The organism is Aliivibrio sifiae (assembly GCF_002954715.1).
GTDB classification, from domain to species: domain Bacteria; phylum Pseudomonadota; class Gammaproteobacteria; order Enterobacterales; family Vibrionaceae; genus Aliivibrio; species Aliivibrio sifiae.
Genome location: NZ_MSCP01000001.1, coordinates 1,066,751 through 1,083,736, shown reverse-complemented (window position 1 = coordinate 1,083,736; position 16,986 = coordinate 1,066,751). Strand labels below are relative to the sequence as shown.

Annotated in this window: 16 protein-coding genes; 1 reads left to right on the top strand and 15 read right to left on the bottom strand. The window is 38.5% G+C overall.

Annotated features, from left to right (window positions below; all coding sequences use genetic code 11):
- Nucleotides 1–6 precede the first annotated feature (6 nt).
- The 5 genes from BTO23_RS04775 to BTO23_RS04755 form a co-directional block, all read right to left on the bottom strand.
- The gene (locus BTO23_RS04775) at nt 7–207 is read right to left on the bottom strand and encodes a twin-arginine translocation signal domain-containing protein (RefSeq protein ID WP_060991052.1); all 201 of its coding nucleotides are present in this window, start codon (nt 205–207) and stop codon (nt 7–9) included.
- 78 nt (nt 208–285) lie between these two features.
- A complete protein-coding gene (locus BTO23_RS04770; RefSeq protein WP_060991053.1) occupies nt 286–897 on the bottom strand; it encodes a TorD/DmsD family molecular chaperone in 612 nt (203 codons plus the stop codon).
- 4 nt (nt 898–901) lie between these two features.
- Entirely contained in the window at nt 902–2,566 is a 1,665-nt protein-coding gene (locus tag BTO23_RS04765; RefSeq protein WP_170066694.1) for a 4Fe-4S dicluster domain-containing protein, read from the bottom strand.
- A 203-nt stretch (nt 2,567–2,769) separates the two neighbouring features.
- Nucleotides 2,770–3,333: a DUF3306 domain-containing protein gene (locus BTO23_RS04760; RefSeq protein WP_060991055.1), complete on the bottom strand. Its 564-nt coding sequence runs from the start codon at nt 3,331–3,333 to the stop codon at nt 2,770–2,772.
- Nucleotides 3,314–3,775 carry a DUF3305 domain-containing protein gene (locus BTO23_RS04755; RefSeq protein WP_061002411.1) on the bottom strand — a complete coding sequence of 154 codons (462 nt, stop codon included), beginning with the start codon at nt 3,773–3,775 and terminating at the stop codon, nt 3,314–3,316. Before BTO23_RS04755 ends, BTO23_RS04760 begins: the two co-directional genes overlap by 20 nt.
- Before the next feature lie 154 nt (nt 3,776–3,929).
- Here BTO23_RS04755 and BTO23_RS04750 point away from each other — a divergent pair, with 154 nt between their 5' ends.
- Entirely contained in the window at nt 3,930–4,769 is an 840-nt protein-coding gene (locus BTO23_RS04750; RefSeq protein WP_061002413.1) for a formate dehydrogenase accessory sulfurtransferase FdhD, read from the top strand.
- 123 nt (nt 4,770–4,892) lie between these two features.
- Here BTO23_RS04750 and BTO23_RS04745 read toward each other — a convergent pair whose 3' ends face one another.
- The 10 genes from BTO23_RS04745 to BTO23_RS04700 form a co-directional block, all read right to left on the bottom strand.
- A complete protein-coding gene (locus BTO23_RS04745) occupies nt 4,893–7,010 on the bottom strand; it encodes an HD domain-containing phosphohydrolase (protein ID WP_245922077.1) in 2,118 nt (705 codons plus the stop codon).
- Between the two features lie 42 nt (nt 7,011–7,052).
- On the bottom strand, nt 7,053–8,201 hold the full coding sequence (gene mltC / locus BTO23_RS04740) for a membrane-bound lytic murein transglycosylase MltC (protein WP_061002415.1): 1,149 nt from the start codon (nt 8,199–8,201) through the stop codon (nt 7,053–7,055).
- 241 nt (nt 8,202–8,442) lie between these two features.
- The gene (locus BTO23_RS04735) at nt 8,443–10,335 is read right to left on the bottom strand and encodes a methyl-accepting chemotaxis protein (RefSeq protein WP_105063065.1); all 1,893 of its coding nucleotides are present in this window, start codon (nt 10,333–10,335) and stop codon (nt 8,443–8,445) included.
- A 368-nt stretch (nt 10,336–10,703) separates the two neighbouring features.
- Nucleotides 10,704–11,342, bottom strand: a complete 639-nt coding sequence (pcp, locus tag BTO23_RS04730) for a pyroglutamyl-peptidase I (RefSeq protein WP_061002419.1) — start codon at nt 11,340–11,342, stop codon at nt 10,704–10,706.
- Between the two features lie 8 nt (nt 11,343–11,350).
- Nucleotides 11,351–12,256, bottom strand: a complete 906-nt coding sequence (locus BTO23_RS04725; RefSeq protein ID WP_061011468.1) for a DUF979 domain-containing protein — start codon at nt 12,254–12,256, stop codon at nt 11,351–11,353.
- Nucleotides 12,250–12,939 carry a DUF969 domain-containing protein gene (locus BTO23_RS04720; protein WP_061011466.1) on the bottom strand — a complete coding sequence of 230 codons (690 nt, stop codon included), beginning with the start codon at nt 12,937–12,939 and terminating at the stop codon, nt 12,250–12,252. The genes BTO23_RS04725 and BTO23_RS04720 overlap by 7 nt, the downstream gene beginning before the upstream one ends.
- Nucleotides 12,940–13,149: 210 nt before the next feature.
- The gene (locus tag BTO23_RS04715) at nt 13,150–14,394 is read right to left on the bottom strand and encodes an NRAMP family divalent metal transporter (protein ID WP_061002424.1); all 1,245 of its coding nucleotides are present in this window, start codon (nt 14,392–14,394) and stop codon (nt 13,150–13,152) included.
- A 114-nt stretch (nt 14,395–14,508) separates the two neighbouring features.
- Entirely contained in the window at nt 14,509–15,465 is a 957-nt protein-coding gene (locus BTO23_RS04710) for a 5-oxoprolinase subunit C family protein (protein WP_061002426.1), read from the bottom strand.
- Nucleotides 15,462–16,184: a 5-oxoprolinase subunit PxpB gene (gene pxpB / locus BTO23_RS04705; protein ID WP_245922076.1), complete on the bottom strand. Its 723-nt coding sequence runs from the start codon at nt 16,182–16,184 to the stop codon at nt 15,462–15,464. The genes BTO23_RS04710 and pxpB overlap by 4 nt, the downstream gene beginning before the upstream one ends.
- The gene (locus BTO23_RS04700; RefSeq protein ID WP_105063064.1) at nt 16,184–16,924 is read right to left on the bottom strand and encodes a 5-oxoprolinase subunit PxpA; all 741 of its coding nucleotides are present in this window, start codon (nt 16,922–16,924) and stop codon (nt 16,184–16,186) included. The genes pxpB and BTO23_RS04700 overlap by 1 nt, the downstream gene beginning before the upstream one ends.
- Nucleotides 16,925–16,986: the final 62 nt, after the last annotated feature.

The window sequence follows — 16,986 nt, the reverse complement described above, 5'->3', positions numbered from 1 at the left end:
GCTCCGTTATAGGCTGTCGTAATAATCACGAATATGTTGAGTTTCACGATATCCATCGCCTTTTTTCTCAACGCTTTTTTCAGCAGTTACTGATGGTGTTGCGTTTGCTGTTCCTGAAACCGCAGCAGCTACTGTTCCTGCGGCAGCAGCAGTTGCAAGGCCCTTCAGTATATTTCGGCGGTTTAGGTCCGTTTTGTTATTGCTCATTCAATGCTCCTTTGCTTCCAATTCACTTGGAATGGGCGTCTGTTTTTATGGTTTTAATTCGGGTTGTCACGACGACATTTATACTTCTGTGACTTCAATTGCGTTTGGATTTTTTGCAAAGCGTGTTTGTTCTACACTAAAGAACGCTTCGGCTAGGCACGCCACTGATTTGTAGAAATCTGCATTTTCTGCGTTATTGATTTGCTCGCACAGTGAGACATACCAAGGTTGAATGTGACGATTAAAGAAACGTTGTTGCAGCACTTCTGCATCACCCGCCTCAATAAGCATAGCCATTACTTCACATAATGCTGAAATATGATCTTCTGGTTCTTTTACGTCTTCTGCTCGCTCAAAACCTAATTGCATTAGATCTTGGCGAAGTGCGACTAATGGTTTTTCCATTAAAGCACCAGCTACATGCCATGAACCAAACGGCATGACTTCACCACGGCCGATACCAATAAATAAATTTTGGTATTCGTCTTCTAATTTTTCTAATGTTGCTTCTGTGCTTGATTTCTCAGCCGCTTTAACCAATTGGTTCCACGCTTGGCTCATGCCATGAGTGTCACTCTCTTCCGTTTCAATAGTAATTAGCCAGTCAACCAATGCTTGCTCTGGTGCTGAACGGAATAAATGTGCTAATAAGCCATAAATTTCTTGTCGGATCTGATGTTGTTCATTCATGGTATTAGACCTTTAATTGTTTTTCTGGGTTTGCTGATAAGTCGACAAAGATGTCTTTTACACGACAGTCTTCACACATGTATAAGCGGTTAATTGAGGCTTCATCGCTAAAGTGAGGGTTACCTTGTAACTTCGTTCTTAGCATTTCAATCATTGATGCAGGGGCAAATGGTTTGCCGCACGTTAGACAGCATGCTGCGTCTTCTTTATGCATTATTTGTGTTTCTTGGCGTTGTTCTTGGTTCCAGTTCATCTGCACTTTCATGCTTAATGCTTTTTCTGGACACGCATTCACACACAAGCCACATTGAACACAATCTTGCTCGATAAATTTCAATGTAGGTGAATCTGGATCACTGTGTAATGCACGCGTTGGACATACTGCGACACAACCCATGCACAACGTACAATCTTTAGTTTCGCAATCAATAGTGCCGTAAGGTGCGTGAGATGGCATAGTTTGAATTTCAGTGATTTCAATGTTGTTTGCAGCTAAATGATCCAATGCGCCCATTAAGCGTTCGCGCTTGTTACCTGTTAATTGACCATCAATAATTGATAATGGCGTATCAATTAACGTCATTTCATTTAGGGCTTCCATGTACACAACTTGCACACGTTCCGGTTCAAGACCAAGTTGCGTTAAGAACGCCTGTGCGATTTCAACTTCTTGAGTTAATACTCGTTGAATCGTTTCTGGCATTCTGCGGCTTGCGATAAACAAAACCTGAGCAGCACCATTCACTAATGTAGAGAACCATGTGTCGATACCAACAGATAAAATTTCATCAAGTACGACAGGAATAACATGATCAGGCATCGTTTTTAGCGCCATAACATTGAAATTTTCATGACGATCACTACAGAAAGCGATAATTGGAGTCTCGCCACCTTCTTTTCTATAGTTTGTTAGTAAACGAGCTGCAAAATTTTGTGTTTTTTCGGCTTCTGGCAATGCATAGCTGATGGCTTCTGTTGGACAAGCCGTTGAACATGTACCAACACCTTGACAAAGGTAGGGGTTAATTTGAATATGATGACCGCTTTCTGCAGTGCCTTCACTGGTTAATGCACCAGCAGGACAAGCATCAACACAACGTTCACACCCTTTTACGCCACGAGAACTATGGGCACATAAATCAGGGTTTAAACGGAAATATTTTGGTTTATCAAACGTACCAACAAGATCGGGTAACTCATCAAGCACTTGTGCAAGCGTAGGATAGCCACGACCGACTGGGTAATAACCAGGGACTGGTACTTGCTCTGTCATTACACTGTCTAGCTTCATATCCAGCACTAAATCGAATGCTGTTGCACCAATGGTGACTTTCGCTAGGTTTACTTTTTCGCCATTCACAACACATTCGATATCAAATGCACCTAAAAAGCCTTTTACAGATAACTCTTTGGCAAAGTAGACCGTACGAGCTGACTCATGAGCTTGGTTTTCTGATTCGGTAGAGACAAGCGTGATGCTGTTTAAATCAGTAAATTGTTCAGCAACATCAACAATGATGCGAGTAGGTCCAATAATAACGAGGTTGCCACGGCTTTCATAGCTTACTGTTGGTGGGATCAAGTTGTTCAGCTCTACGGTTTGCGTAATAGCAAACTGACGCGCTTTGGCATTTGTTGTTTCAGATTGTGCTAAAAATTGAGATAACATTGCTTCACCTATTCTTAACCCCATTCGGGCCTATTCAGTTCTATGACTGGTTTCTAGGTGTTATATCGCAATAACCGTACCAACTTAATGGATAATAAATATTTATATTAATAGCCAGAATCGCTGTATTTTTACACTATTTTTTGTCTTTTATTTAATGACGGGACATTTTGTCTCAAATTGGTTCAAAATGTCCCTATTGGTTAGATGGTCTTTTTTGTCTCACTTTCTTGTTCTTTATCGCCCGTAACGCATTGATATTCATTATCATTCCCATTAAGTGCGCTATTATTGTCTATATTTATGATGGGGTCTTCCGTTGATAATTCAGGCTCTAATTCACTCTCATCTTCTTCTACTGGCTCAACCATCCAATCTCTTAATTTAGCTGCGGTTTCTGAATCTAACTTTGGTGGTGTTGAGTAGTTAGGTTCATCTTCCATCGCAAATTCTGGATTTAAAAACATCTTTCTTAATGCGGCTTTTTTCAGATTTTTATCTACGCCTACTGCCATAAATTGGCTCACATTACTTGTACCTGTAATATCACCAAGATCATCTTCGGTGGGAAGCTCAACACGCTCTTCTAACGCCTCTACTGCTTCTGTAGAAGTTTCACCAGAATGTTCAACAGAATCATTAACGTCTGTCAGATCGTCGAGGTACTCACCGCTCTCAATAGGTTCTACGGTTTTCTCATCACTAACTTCTTCACCTTGTTGAACTTTTCTTTTTCTTAATGACCATCTACTTAGGAAGTTGCTCACTTGCGCGCCCCGCACCTTTGCGTTTCTTTCTACGAACTTCAATCAGTTCACCGTGTTTACCAATATAGGCTTCTAACCATGCTTGCATTGGCAATGGCATTCCAATAGACAATACAACGTAGTCTCCATCCATATATTGTCCAATTACACTTTGAGACGCTGTAATCATGACTGGCGTTAGAACATCGTTGTCATTTTCAAATGCAAAAAATAACTTAGGATCTTGAGAGCTTAAATTGAAACGATAATCGGTTCGTTCATCACGGAAAATCTCTAACTCACGTTCAAATAAAATAGCATTACTTTGTGCGGTTTCTGATATTTTTTCATATAAATGAATATCACCAATATGCCATGAAGGAGCACTCCAGCGACCTACTTGCTTGGTTTCTTCAATCACTTCAAACTGAAGCGGCCATTGATTTTCTGTTTTTTGATCCACAAGTCACCCTTCTTTTTATTAGGCTTTTTTATCTCTATGCGCAATATAAAGCAATCCTTATACCAACAGCACTTTCTTTTTCATTTATCTCTATGGTATAAAATTTGCGTGTATATAATTAATTACCTTAAATCTCATTAATTTGGAGCTTACTTTGAGCCAATCACCAAGAATAATAACTACTGGCGCTGTACCTAAACAAACCCTTACTGTGGATGTTTATGATGAATACGGTGAGAAGCTAACAAAAGAAGTCGCCTGCGAACAACCATTAACGGTGATGTTGAATTGGCAAGAAGTGGTCACTCTAATGACGCTAGGTGCTCGTCCCGCTGAGTTAGTATTAGGATATTTAAAAAACCAACATTTTATTAGCGATGTAACACTATTAGAATCAATCATGATTGATTGGGAAACAAAAACAGCAGCCGTTAACACTAAAGAAACGACGGAACACGTAAAAGAGAACTTGAAGAAAAAAACAGTAACCTCTGGCTGTGGTCAAGGCACCATGTATGGCAACGTAATGAAGCAACTTGAGAATTACCAAGTACCTCAAATTACAATTAATCAATCTGATCTCTATGAATCACTAGAAGCACTGACCTACCATAACGACACCTATAAAGCAGCTGGTGCAGTTCATGGTTGTGCCATTTGTGAAAACAACCAAGTGCTTTCTTTTGTGGAAGATGTAGGTCGCCATAATGCGGTTGATACGCTTGCGGGTGAGTTATGGCTAAACCGTGGTACGGGCGACAATAAACTGTTTTATACGACAGGTCGTTTAACCTCTGAGATGGTTATTAAAGTTGCTCAAATGGGGATTCCTGTTCTGCTTTCTCGCTCTGGCGTAACGCAAATGGGCTTAGACTTAGCTCAGAAATTTGGTATTACTATTATTGCTCGCGCTAAAGGTAAGCGTTTCCAAGTGTTTGCTGGCCATGAAAAAATCAATTTTGATGTGAAAGGTGAAACAGTTCTTAGGGACTAGGTCCTAAGAAAAACAGGGACGAGTAAGAGCGAAAAGCAATTACTCATCCCTATAGCTTAGAGCTAGCTCTTAAGAAAATCTTTTACTCGTTCCTAGTCCCTAAAATCTAGCCTCTACTCCTACCTACTGATTGTTCTCAAAGATCGCTCTGAACTCTTCATGGTAATGTAAAAATAAATCTGTAATTACTGGGTCAAACGATACTCCTCGTTCTTCCTCTATGATCTTAATCGACACTTCATGAGTAAACCCTTCTTTATAAATACGTTTTTGCCTTAAAGCATCATACACATCTACAATACTGACGATTCTCGCTTCAATTGGGATCTCCTCACCAATTAAGTTTAAATACCCTTTTCCATTCCACTTCTCATGATGATAAAGCACAATATTTTTAGTGATTACACTAAGTTCTGTGTTTTTAATTATCTCATAACCAATGTTAACGTGTTGCTTCATCACGTCAAATTCATCAGGATCGAGCTTACCCGGTTTCTTTAAAATATAATGAGGAATACCAATTTTGCCTATATCATGCAAAGACGCAATCATTTGAATGTCTTGAACAAATGCTTTTGGCATACCCAGTAGATTAGATAAATATCCTGAGTATATGTTAATGCGTTTGTTGTGCTCACTTGTTTCTTCATCACTGTATAACGAAGCCATTTCTAACGAACCAATCAAAGATTCATTCATGGTTAAGAGGCGATCTTTCGTCTTTTTAGCAACGTAATCACGAATAAGTAAGAGAGCGATAATTAATAAGCAAGTACTCAAAATACCAATTAACAACCATAAGTCATTTCTTTTGTATTTCTTATTCTCATTAATATAAATATTTTTAATCAGTCGTTCATTGTCTGAACTGATCGAAATCAGGTTGATGGCATCAAACAATGCCTTATATTCTTTTTTTACTGCGATATACACGGAGACTTTTTCTGTCAATATCCCAGCCGTTTTTAAATCGTACATATCATGGTTGATAGTATGATTCAGCAGCAACCTTTGGTCACCAAACGCATAGTCCACTCTACCGTCATTGATCGCTTTAATGATCTCTTCAAATGTATCAAAAAAGACCATTTTCACATTTAAGGTATTATTTTTTACATAATCATAGTAATACGCATTTTTTAGCATTCCGACCGTCGAGTAATTCACGTCTGCGATTCGAGAAATAAAATTACCTTCCAGTTTATTAAACACAGAAAGCTCAAAACTATAATAAGGCTTAGTTAAAAAATATTTTTCTGTAACACATTGACTTTTAAAGGTTGAAAGCAAAATATCGAACTCAATACATTCACCTGTTGTTGGCTCTGTAAAGGTAACGACATCTTTAAAAATTAATTTAATACTATCGAACAGTGTTGGTGCTATTCCATGGTATTCATTATTTACGAGGTAACTGGTTGGAAAATCATTAAACCCATAGCCCGCGCTGACTTTTAGTCCATTGAGTTCTTTGCTTTTTTTAAATAAATAGATGAAATAGTCTTCGCGAGATTTTTTAACCATCTCTTTTACTTCAGCTGATTTTAACTCTGTAAAATATTTAATTAAAATACTGTGTAACTCAACCTGATCCTTTGATATCGCAAACGATGTATACAGATTCTCTAACCGAGGTAAATCTAGCGTTGGGTAAGCTTTGTCGGTAATAACTTGTGTATCAGCGACAAATGCATCAATTTCTCCTGCGTTCAGCGCTGTTACGAGTTCATTTAACGAATTAAACTTAACCGGAATATACGCTATTTTACCTGAATATTTATTCACAAAGTTAGTCGTCGAATACCAGGCTTCAATAAGGCCTAGTTTTTTATTATTTAAACTAACCAGATCTTCAATATTCAAGGTATCTTTAAAATACACCTTGGTGCTAACTCTATATAATGTCGGGACAAAAAAGTAGTTTGCACGTCTTTCTTTTGTGTTGGCAAAATCAAAGTAAGCACCGGTTTCTAAGTTATTAAATTGTTCATGTAACACATCAACATCTTTAACTTCTATCGTAAATTCCGTGTTTAATTTTTTGTTTATGTCTTTGATTAAATAGTTATAAAGCCCTTTTTTTTCCTCGCCTTCAATAAAGAACAATCTTGAATCATAATCATCATTATAAAACATAAAATTCTGATTATGATTTATCCACTCTTGTTCTTCATCTGTTAGCTCAAACGCACATGAAAAAGAAGAACACAAACACACCAATAAAAACCAAAACAGTTTCACTTATATACACCACTAATTATCAATAGTAACGAAGGCTTTGCATTATGCTTTTTCATTAAACTCTTTCTGGAATTTCAATACTTTTTCTAAATATCGACGAGCTTCTGCTTTAGGGTGTTTATTGGTTAATGCCCAGTACAGTTGGCTAGGCTGTAAGCTATTTATTTCATTAATTGCTTTGGTTTTACTCGGATCAAAAGTGGTGAATACACCACCAGAGCCACCGTTATAAGCAGAGATCATGCTGTAATGTTTATTCGTTGCGTGTGTGATATCTCGTAAATAACGATTTTTTAAGATATAGAAATACGCAGTTCCTGTATCTATATTATGTGCTGGATTAAATAAATATTCTTTCGTTGGTATGCCTGGTTTGTTTTTTACTAACTTAAAAACGTCTGCTCCTGCCGTTTTGGGGATCACTTGCATTAGTCCATACGCGCCAGCATGACTTACAGCATAAGGGTTAAAGCTGCTTTCCGTTTGAATAATGGCATAGATTAAATCAATTGATATATCGTATTCTTTCGATGCTTTTTTGATCAAGTCTGCATACTGGAATTCACGCTGTTCAAGATGATCATCTACCATTGAGATCTCAACGTAATACGCTTTCCCGTTTTTAATGGTTTTTGATTGGAGTTTGTTTTCAATTAAGTAATCTGCGTACTTCCCTGCTCTCCAAGGCCATTCTATGTCTTTATTTTCTTGATCTTTAATTTGGCCAAGTAGAAACGGGCGACCACGTAGAGGGATCGATTTATCACTAAATAAATCAACATGCGATGGATCCGCTGGCATTAAAACGGTCCCAATGATTGCTTTTTTAAGTGTTTCTTTAGGCTGATACTGAGAGATTGTTGAGACGTAAATTTTACCTTTATCGAAATCAATATGTGCACGAGTACGATAGCCATCAAGGTACTTTACATAACGGTGTTTACCCGCTTCAAGGAATTCTTTATCTCCCCATTTATTGTGAACTTGATTAGCTAGATTCGCTAATTGATCTTCAATCGATTGGTTTGGCTTAGAGGATGTAGGATCAGTTACTGTCGTATTATTTCCATTATCACTACTGCAGTTACAAGGTGTGCTTCCCGGTCTTTGAGATGGGTGTGTACCTGAAAAAATAGGTGTGCAAGAAACGGTAGATAAGCAAATCAGAAGAGAAAGCCAATAGTTTTTCATTTATGTCCTAAATAGCATATTGACTTTAATTTTCAATACACTGGGATAAATTACACGTAGCGTGTTAGCCGATAAGGAGGCGTATTCTACACTTTGTTTTAATTTTGGGAATAGAGACTGAAAGAAGTTTTTCAATATTTTCATAGAATAAGAAGCCAAGCTCACAATGGAACAAGAATCACAATTTTTTGACATAAAAAAACCGTCAAAAAATGACGGTTTAGATATGATTTTTTGTATTTTATAGCTTATAGCGTTTAATTTCTTCTTCTAACGAATCTGCTAATGATTTTAATGCTTCAGCTTGTTGTGCTGCCGTTTCAGCTTCGCTTGCCATTTGGTTTGCCACTTCTTGCACACCTTCTGTATTGCGACTGATCTCAGCGGTTACGCTTGATTGCTCTTCTGCTGCTGATGCTATTTGCGTTGCCATATCGCTAATGACATTAATTTGAGCTGCGATATTTTCAATGCTTCCACCTGCCTCATCAACGTCTTTTACGCTAGTTTCAGCAAGGTGATGGCTATCAGACATCACAGACACCGCTTCTTGTGTTGTTGATTGCAACGTTTCGATCATTGATTGAATTTCTTCAGTTGAGGTATGAGTTCGTTGCGATAATACACGAACCTCATCAGCAACAACCGCAAAACCACGGCCTTGTTCACCTGCACGCGCCGCTTCAATTGCTGCGTTTAAGGCTAATAAATTAGTTTGCTCTGCAATAGAACGAATTGTGGCAAGAATTGAACTGATCTTTTGTGCATGACCGTTCAGATCTTCGATGATCTCTACTGCGCTATTTACTTCTCGCGCTAAGTTACCAATAGACGATTGACTTTGGTTAACTTGTTGATGACCTTCTTGGGTTAAATCTACTGCTTGTGATGCTGATTTCGCCGTATTTTCAGCATTACCTGCAATTTCTTGTGTTGCACTTGCCATTTCTGTTACCGCAGTGGCAACCATTGTGATTTCATCTTGTTGTTGACGAATATTTTCACTTCGCTGAACTGCTGAATCTGCCGAGTCTGCCGCTGAACGATTAAGCTCTAACGTGATCTCGCGTAAGTTAGAAGCCATAGTATGCAAACGAGACACAAACTGATTAAAGTTTTCAGCTAGTTTACCCACTTCATCATCTGACTTAACATTAATTCGAACGGTTAAATCACCTTCACCGTTTGCAATATCTGCAAGTGCTTCTGATACTGTGCCTAGTTCACGTAGCTGACGTGTCACTAACCAGCCAGTAAATAACGAAACAAACAATAAAATCAAACCGCCAATAAGTAATAATTTAACGAGCATTGCATTCAATGGTGCTTCTAGAGTTTCTTGATCCATCACTAACGCAATTGCCCAGTTAGTATTAGGTACTGCCGTCACCATTACCGCTTTTTCTTGATCACCTTGTTTGGTAAAAAAGAAGCCGTCTGATGCAATCTCATTACTTAAATTATTAGCATCAAAACCTTGTCCTAATTCTGAAATTGGTTTTAGTGCCATTTTTTCATTTGGATGTGCTACAACAATTCGGTTAGTTACATCTAACAACATCGCATAACCATTACCAGGAACTGAAATATCAAGAACATCTTCGATTAAAGCACCCAAAGCTAAGTTTGATGCTGTTACACCCACAATTCGGCCATTTTCACGAACAGGCTCTGTTAGCGTCACAACTAGTGCTTGCATAGTATGGCTGACATAAGGTTTTGTGGTTATGCCTTTATTCGCAGCCAATGTTTCCTTATACCAACCTCGTGTACGTGGATCATAACCTTCGGTGTTTAGTGATGGATCTTGGCGCTGCATTACACCCTCAGCATCACCATAGTAACTAAGACCAAAACCACCAGAGGTTAACGTTTGTTTGAGATGAGCGACCACATCTAAATTTGGGTCTCGTTCAATCGCTTCTTTCATTGCGGTAATAGCATCTTGACGACCTTTAAACCAATCACCAATACCTAAACTGTATGCTTTAGCCGTATTTCCACTCTCGCTGCGAATGCCATCCCACGCTTGTGTTTTCATTGTTTGATATGAAAAAGTTCCTAGCGATATAATCGTTAATACGATAAGTGCAACACTTGTTAAAACAAGCTTCATTTTTAAGGTTAAATGCATATTTTTCTACTTCTATTTGTTTATTATTTAAAGTAAATAAGAAGGCAATAAAGAATAAACAGTGGAGCCTACACTGGCTTCTATATTGCCCAACTCATTAATGACACAAATGTTTACATTATGATTCATACTAACAGTATTTACATTTTAAAACGTGTTCTTTTTCACAAATAAAACCCAAAAATAAGCGCAAATTTACTCTTAATTTTTGGATAAAGAAAACACTTAGCATCATAAACACACACACTTAACACGGCATTTACAAGCCACTGAAATATAATGATTATTTATAGAGCTATCATTAAAAAACCCAACAATATAAATAATTGTTGGGTTCAAAAATAAAGATGGGATTATCTATTTTTAAATCAACAAATAGTACCTGCCCCTTCTTGAATGTCTTCGTTATTATCAATGATAGCTTGAGCTGCAATAGCTAAGCCTTCAGCTATTTGCTCTAACTTCATGGTTGGTTGAGAACCATCAACAGATTGTTCTGGCAATAACGGTATATGAACAAAACCATGGCGAATATTCGTGTCTTTTAGGTAATGCTGAATCCCATAAAATAAATGATTACATACAAATGTACCAGCAGTGTTTGATAGCATCGCAGGTATTCCTTTACTTTGAATTGCATTCACGATTGCTTTTATTGGCAAAGTAGTGAAATAAGCATCAGGCCCCCCCTCGATAACTGGTTCATCAATAACTTGAATACCTTCATTATCAGGAATTCGAAAGTCATCCACATTAATGGCTATGCGCTCAGGCGTTATTGCACTTCTGCCTGAAGCCTGACCAACGGTAATTACTGCATACGGTTTTTGCTCTTCAATGGCTTGTTTTACTACTGCTATCGATTTATAACGCACAACCGGTACTTGGCAAATACTGATTTCACCACCATTAAGTTTACGGCCTGCAATTAGCCTTACAGCTTCTAGCGCAGGATTAATTTTATCATTACCAAAAGGTTCAAAACCTGTAATTAATATCTTTTTCATCGTTAATCCTAAAAAGCAAAAAAGTACATAAAAGAAGTGTTAATCAGCAACATAATAAAACCGGGAATGAATTGGGTAATAATCACTTGGTTTTTATTATCTAACTCCAATAATGCCGCAGGTACAACGTTAAAATTGGCTGCCATTGGTGTCATTAAGGTTCCACAATAGCCAGAGATCATACCTAGCACCCCCACAACGATAGGATCTCCCCCCATTTCAACAATTAATAGTGGGATACCAATACCTGCGGTAATAACAGCAAAAGCGGCAAATGCATTACCCATTACAATTGTAAAAATAGCCATACCAAACGTATATGCAACCACATAGGCTAATATACTACCGTGTGGCACTATTTCTTTTACTATTTGTGAAACCGTATCACCAACACCAGCCTGACCAAATAAATAGCCTAATGCTGCCAAGAATTGCGATAAAATCGCTGCCCAGCCAATGGTATCAATTAATCTACGCCCTTCATGAATACTTTGAACAGGCTTACACTTCGTCAACCAATTAGCGACAAACAATGAAAGAACAGAGCTTATCCCTAAGCCAATAAGTGCACTTTCACCGGTTACTTGGCTCCATAAAATCGTACCAACAGGGACAATAATCGCGGGAAGAAACAGCATATTCTGTAAAGACTTAGCACTGCTTTTTCTAAACTCATTCTCACTTGAGTTATATGACCCAGTACCCATTAAACCCACTGAAGCAATTAACGTCATAATAAGTACTAATACGCCAACAACCCAATCAGGTAATACGCTACCAAAACAGAAAGAAACACCATAGGCTAGCCAGAAAAGCCCTGTCCCTATTGCTTTCGGATTCTTTTTATCCATAAAACTTTGAAGAGAAAACGCAATAAGAAGTAAGCCTGTCGCTTGATAAATATACTCTAACATTCTTCTTGCTCCTGCTTACCAGCTTTTGCTAAGCGTGAATCTTCCACCCATGCTCGAACATAAAATACGACACACGAAGCCAAAGCTGTAGGAATTGCCCACATGAACATGTCATTTAAGGCGACACTGTAACCATGCTCTTCAAGAACACCTTTAATTAATAACAAACCGCCCGCACCAATAAAAATTAATTGGCTAAAGAAATTAGCAAAGTTTTCACTCATCGCGGCTAATGCTCGTAGATGTTGTCTTTCTTTATTCGTTAATGGTTTTCTATTTTTCTCAGCAGCAGCTTCTGCCATTGGAGCAACTAAAGGACGGATCATGGATGGATGCCCTCCCAAGTTTAAACCTAATGCATTCGTTACTTTACGTAGTAATAAATACGTAAACATAACTCGACCAGCAGAGGCTTGCTTAATGGAACCAATTAACGTTTCAGCTCGCTCTCTTAAACCAAAGCGTTCTAATACTCCAATCATAGGGAGTACAAGTATGAATAAAGACATATAGCGATTTTGAGTAAATGACGCTCCTAAAATAGATAAGATCTCAATAAAATCAATATCAGCAACTAAACCTGTCACTATCCCTGCAGTTAAAATAACCAATAACGTATTTAAACGTAAAGCAAGCCCAAGAGTAATTATCACTACTCCAATCAATGGCCAGAAATCTATCATCATATATCCTTATTTGTTTTATCTCAGCCTTACATCATGCCAGACTGATACTTATAATTTACATTGTGTTAAAACCTATGAGGCCCTAACACGCAGGTAAACGCATTAGGGCCTACAATTTAGTATATTTAAAATCAAAAAGATAAAAACCATTACCTGAATAATAATTCTAAAATATAACTATATTCTTAATATCACCGGTCAGTTTGTTTAAAAAACCATCACATACAAGGTGTATATGCTCATGAGTGCCATCATTCCTGTAATTAACCAACCAAAGACAGACATCCAAACTGGGTGTTTATAATCACCAACAATCGATGATTTTGTTGCAGCAATAAGCATAAGCCCTAACGTTACTGGTAAGATAAATCCATTTAAAGCACCTGCTACAATCAATAACATGACAGGCTTACCAATAAAGCAAAATATAAATGTGGATACCACAATAAAGCCAATGATAAATCGACGTGAATGCAACTCAATCGTTGGGTGTAATGTTTTTAAGAATGATACTGACGTATATGCTGCACCAATAACAGAGGTGATCGCGGCGGCCCAAAGAACTAAGCCAAAGATCTTATAACCTACATTACCTGCGGCATGCTTAAACATCGATGCAGGAGGATTTGTTGGATCTAACGTGACCCCAGAACTAATCACCCCCAATGCTGCTAAAAATAAAATAACACGAACCACTGAAGCTAAACTGATTGCAGAGACAGAACCTCGGTTAACTTGTGGTAGTGCTTCTTGACCCGTTACACCCGCATCAATCAAACGGTGCGCCCCCGCAAAAGTAATGTAACCACCAACGGTTCCACCAACCAATGTAATAATCGCAAGTACATTAAGCTTCTCTGGCCATACTGCTCGATATAAGGCCTCACCAACAGGTGGAGAGGTTGAAAACAGAACATACAATGTCATGGCAATTAACGCTGCGCCCATTACGATAGTAAAACGGTCCATCATTTTAGCTGCATCTTTTAACATAAATATCGCAACGGCAACTACAGCACTAATTGCAGCCCCGACGATTGGTGTGATATCTGGAAATAAAACGTTCATCCCCATCCCTGCACCACCGATATTACCAATATTAAAAGCTAAACCACCGATGGCAACCATACCTGCAATCACATAACCAAGACCGGGGAAAATATCATTCGCAATATCTTGCGCTCGTTTTTTAGACACAACAATGATTCGCCAAATATTAAGCTGAGCACCAATATCTAAAATGATAGAAATAAGGATAACAAATGCAAAACTTGCACCTAATGTTTGAGTAAATACAGTTGTTTGAGTTAAAAAACCAGGCCCAACGGCTGAGGTCGCCATCAAAAATGCGGCGCCCATAATTAACGACCAACTAAAGCCCGAACGCGTTGTTGATGCTCCTTCATTTTGCGTCACATAAGACGACTGAGGTTCTGTTTTTTCTGATGACATACGATTTCCTTTTGTGGTCACAGTGTTGCACTTTAATGTGCAGCGTTCTTCTCGTTAATCGAGATTATTGTATTAATATTTTGATTCTGGTTATTGATGTCGTAATAAACTCATTTAAGAACAATACGACGTAAAAAATTGACGTTGTATCATCAATTCAGCTTCCGCACTGTAAAGCTCTTTTTCATAAAATTGAACAGTTGAACCCGGTAAGCATTGTGCTAAACGATTAATATCGGCATGTACTACGCACCCTATTTTTGGGTATCCTCCAATGGTTTGACGATCTCGCATTAGCACTATCGGTTGGCCGTCACTCGGAATTTGAATCGCTCCAAGTGCAATACCTTCAGAAATTAAGTTATTACGCTGACAATGAATAGCCTCACCGGATAAGCGATAACCCATACGATCAATATTGGTTGTGACCGTATAAATAGATGAGAAAAATCGTTCGCGATCCACAACCGAGAAATCATCATATTGATAGCTAGGGATGACACCAATATTAATATGGCGATCATATGTAGGGATAAATCGACTCGGAACTTGCTTACGAGATCTTGGCTCAGAAAAAGACGTTGATAATTGTGAAACATCCACCGAATAACGAATTAAACGATTTGCAGTTAATGGGCTACCTTTACGATCATCCCCACCTAATCCATCACGACTTACCGTCGCTGAACTGCCTAAAACGGTGTCAACTTTAAACCCACCACTCACTGCTAGATAAGATCGTAAACCTGACTTTGCAGTACCCATATCTAGTTTATCGCCCGAATTAATTACATAGCTTTGCCAAGGGTAAATCGATTCCCCATTGAGCTTTGCCCCCATATCAGCCCCAGTTAATGCAATTGAGGTGGCAGCATAAAATGTACAGCTAAACTGCCCTAAAGTGATTTCAATTTGAGTTGCATTCAGATCGTTATCTAATAATTTATTAGCCCAATCAAACGCATGCTCATCCATTGGCCCTCCAGGCGTGACCCCAACCGATTGATAACCATATCGACCTTTATCTTGAAGTAACGCTAACGGCCCTGTGCTGTGAACTCGTAATGTCATACGTTATGCGCCCCTTCTTCTAACAATGCCTCGGAAATTTCTCCTCCCATCGCTATGTATTCTTCTCGTGAGATAGGCTTGAATATCACTTTTGCTCCCATCTCAAAGACTGTTAGGTTCTCACGATTAAAATCAATTAAGTTAATCGGTGTTCGTCCAATGACTTGCCATCCACCTGGTGACGACTTGGGATAGATTGCGGTTTGTTGTTCAGCGATAGCTAAACTGCCAGCAGGAACACTCAGACGTGGTGTACTTTTACGAGGGATATGAATACGCGGGTCAGTATTGCCTAAATAAGCAAAACCCGGAGCAAAGCCAATAGCATAAACTCTATATTCTTGAGAAGAATGAATAGACACAATCTCATCAAAAGATAAACCGGTATGACGACTTATTTCTTCAGCATCAAGCGACACTTCTTTTCCGTAATACACTGGTAATTCAATCACAACAGAAGATGATGATAATTGCCCACATTCGTTACTTTTTTGAAGACACAGATTTAAGCGAGACATAAACGAACGTAACTCTATACGTGTTAAGTCATAAGTGATTAAAATGGATGTGTACGATGGCACCATATCAATCACAAATAAATCTGATTCTTGCTCAATCATAGCTACCGATTGAGCAATCATATCTGCAGTGTCAGGACTCACCATATCTGAAAATACGACTAAAACGCTTGCTTCACTAACGGCTGATATTTTCATCATCATTCCGCCTTTTTCTGTAACTTATTACGTAAATACGCGGCTGTTGGTACAGCAAAAGGACCATCGCCGTGAATGCATAATGTGTCGGCATGGATCCTTATTTTCTTTCCTGTCAGCGTTGTAACACTACCTTGATCAATCAATTGATCCGCTTGGCGCTGAATTGCTTCATTCGTATGATGGCTTGAATTAGGCACATTACGCGGAACTAATCGCCCTTCTTCGTCGTAAGCCCGATCTACAAATGCTTCAAACCATAATGTAATGCCAAATTTATCGGCCAATGTTTGGTAGCGAGCGTGATCAGGAACAGCCATAATAACCAAGGGTAAAGTGACATCGTAACGCTGTAATGCATCCAATAAAGTTTCAAGAATCGCATCGTCTTTCATCATCGCGTTGTATAACGCACCATGAGGCTTCACGTAACTTAATCTTGTATTTTGGCTTTGACATATTCCCTGTAATGCACCCAGTTGATAAATAAACAATGCGGCCAAATCTGCAGCACTCATTACAATATCGCGTCGTCCAAACCCTTGTAGATCGTTGTAACCGGGGTGTGCTCCCACCATCACATCATTAGCTTTTGCTAACGCGACTGTTTTCATCATTACGCTAGGATCTGATGCATGCATGCCGCAAGCTATATTTGCCATGTCTAATGCTGGCATAACGACAGCATCTTCACCTAATACCCACAATCCAAAGCTTTCACCCATATCACAATTAATTTTCATTTCATTTTCCTTAATGATTTACTCACTATTTAGTTGCTACCATACGGTGATGACTCAATATA